The sequence below is a fragment of the Ferruginibacter sp. genome (assembly GCF_031430955.1).
Taxonomy (GTDB): Bacteria; Bacteroidota; Bacteroidia; order Chitinophagales; family Chitinophagaceae; genus Ferruginibacter.
Genome location: NZ_JANPCM010000695.1, coordinates 1 through 2,614 on the forward strand (window position 1 = coordinate 1; position 2,614 = coordinate 2,614).

Sequence of the window (2,614 nt, forward strand, 5' to 3'; positions counted from 1 at the left end):
GCAAGCCCCGATGGTTATATTTTTACCTGGCTGGTGGCTTACTCCAGTTTGCTTGGCCCTGTTGGCGGCATTATGATTGCAGATTATTTTTTTATAAGAAGGAAAAATTTAGTAGCGGATGATTTGTATAAACATGGCGGCAGTTACAGTTATGGCAATGGCTTTAATAGTAAAGCCATCACTGCTTTGCTCTGTGGCATTCTGCCAAATATTCCAGGGTTTTTATTGCAGATAAAATTAGTTTCATCAACTGCATTTCCTGTATGGATTTCGGAGTTATATCATTATGCATGGTTTGTTGGGTTTTTGGTGAGCGGGGTTGTATATTTATTGTTGATGAAGAAAGATAAGTTTTGATGAAAAAGGTAGGAGAGGTTTAAAAAGATTTCATCATCACAATTTGTGATGATAAAAAATTCTATCTCATCACAAAATGCGATGAGTTCTTAGAGAATCAGAGAAAACTTGAAATCACCATTTGTGATATCAAGATAAAAAATAAAAACCTGAGGTTTCAATTGAAGTTTCAAGAACTCAAACAAAGAAATAGATTACGCCATGAGTATTTTGATCACAAACGCAAATATCATCACTGCTACAGATAATTATGTAGCGGATATTTTTATCGAAGATGAAACCATTTCTTCCATCGGTAAAAATCTGAATCTAAAAGCAGATAAAACTATCGATGCCTCAGGCAAATTAGTTTTTCCCGGCGGCATAGATCCACATGTGCATTTAGATATGCCTTTCATGGGAACATATTCATCTGATAATTATGAAACCGGCACAAGGGCTGCATTATTTGGCGGCACTACCATGGTTATAGATTTTATTTTACAAAAACAAGGCAAAAGTTTGCATGCGGCTTTGGATGAATGGAAAAGCAGGAGCGATAATAATTGCGTAGGCGATTACAGTTTTCACATGGCTGTTACCGATTTTAATGACGATACAAAAACAGAAATAAAAGATTTTATAGAAAAAGAAGGAATCACTTCTTTTAAAACTTTTATGGCTTATAAAGGGGCACTAATGATTGACGACAGGCAGATGATTGGCCTGATGGAAGAAGTAAAAAAACATGGCGGCTTAATTAATGTACATGCTACAAATGGTGATATGATTGATTACCTCACCCAAAAACATCGTGGCGAAGGAAAACTTTCTCCGCTTTACCATTATCTTTCTCAGCCAGAAGTTACCGAGGCAGAAGCCAGCGAACGTTTTGTGGATATGAGTAACTACACCGGTTGCCCCGGTTACATTGTTCATCTCACCTGCGAAGGCGCATTGAATGCCGTACGCAATGCAACAAAAAGAAATCAAAAAGTATTTGTAGAAACCTGCATACAATATTTAATTTTAGATGCATCGCTTTACGAACAAAATTTTGAAGGTGCCAAATGGGTAATGAGCCCACCGCTGAGAGAAAAGAAAGACCAGCAAACTTTATGGGCAGGAATAAATCAAGGGTTGGTACAGGTGGTGGCAACAGATCATTGTCCTTTTAAATGGGAGCAAAAATTAATGGGCAAAGATGATTTTAGTAAAATTCCCAATGGTCATCCTGCAATAGAAAACCGTATGGAATTATTATTCAGCGAAGGAGTTGCAAAAAATAAAATTACACTGAATAAATATGTAGAAGTGGCCTGCACCAATCCTGCAAAAATATTTGGCATGTTTCCCCGCAAGGGAACTGTTGCTGTGGGCAGCGATGCAGACCTTGTGATTTTTGATCCGAAAGAAAAACATATTCTGTCTGCAAAAACTCATCACATGAATGTAGATTACAGTGGTTACGAAGGATGGGAAGTAACAGGTAAAGTAAAAACAGTTTTGTTACGGGGACAAGTTGCCATTGAAAACAATGAATGCAAAATTGAAAAAGGATTCGGTAAATTTATAAAACGAAATAAAGTAGAACAGAAAATATAGAGTCTAAAGTTTCTCAAATTTGAATTAGATAAAAAACAAAACATAATCTTCTCCACTATCTCCGCCAGCTGGCGGAGATAGTGGCAAAATTTTTAACTATGCCAAGAATCATCAAATCAGGACTCATCCAAATGTCCTTACCCAAAACAGAAGGCGAAGGAACCATCAAAGAAATTGTTGATGCCATGGTGCAAAAACATATTCCTTTAATTGAAGAAGCCGGAAAAAAAGGCGTGCAAATTTTATGTTTGCAGGAAATTTTTAACACACCCTATTTTTGTCCGGGGCAAGATAAAAAATGGTACGAGAGTGCAGAAACTGTTCCCGGTCCTACAACAGATTTGATGGCCACGTACGCAAAAAAATACAACATGGTCATCATTGTTCCGGTGTACGAAAAAGAGCAGGCGGGAGTGTTATACAATACCGCCGCAGTAATAGATGCCGATGGAACTTACCTGGGCAAGTACAGAAAAAATCATATTCCGCACACTTCAGGCTTTTGGGAAAAGTTTTTCTTTAAACCCGGAAACCTCGGCTATCCTGTGTTTCAGACAAAGTATGCAAAAGTGGGCGTGTACATTTGTTACGACCGCCACTTTCCTGATGGTGCAAGATGTTTAGGATTGAATGGCGCAGAAATTGTTTACAATCCATCAGCAACTGTTGCCGG

Annotated in this window: 3 protein-coding genes; all 3 read left to right on the forward strand. The window is 37.9% G+C overall.

Annotation, left to right across the window (positions count from 1 at the left end; all coding sequences use genetic code 11):
* On the forward strand, positions 1-357 hold a 357-nt coding region (locus ACY65O_RS19885), incomplete at its 5' end, for a cytosine permease (RefSeq protein WP_462222602.1).
* A gap of 201 nt (positions 358-558) precedes the next feature.
* Positions 559-1,941 carry a dihydropyrimidinase gene (gene hydA / locus ACY65O_RS19890; protein ID WP_462222603.1) on the forward strand — a complete coding sequence of 461 codons (1,383 nt, stop codon included), beginning with the start codon at positions 559-561 and terminating at the stop codon, positions 1,939-1,941.
* 98 nt (positions 1,942-2,039) lie between these two features.
* Positions 2,040-2,614 (forward strand): nitrilase-related carbon-nitrogen hydrolase (locus ACY65O_RS19895; RefSeq protein ID WP_462222604.1); only part of this gene is annotated, 575 nt, incomplete at its 3' end.

Excerpts from the sequence above, each read along its gene's own strand:
- hydA (WP_462222603.1), top strand. The coding sequence starts at position 559 with ATGAGTATTTTGATCACAAACGCAAATATCATCACTGCTACAGATAAT.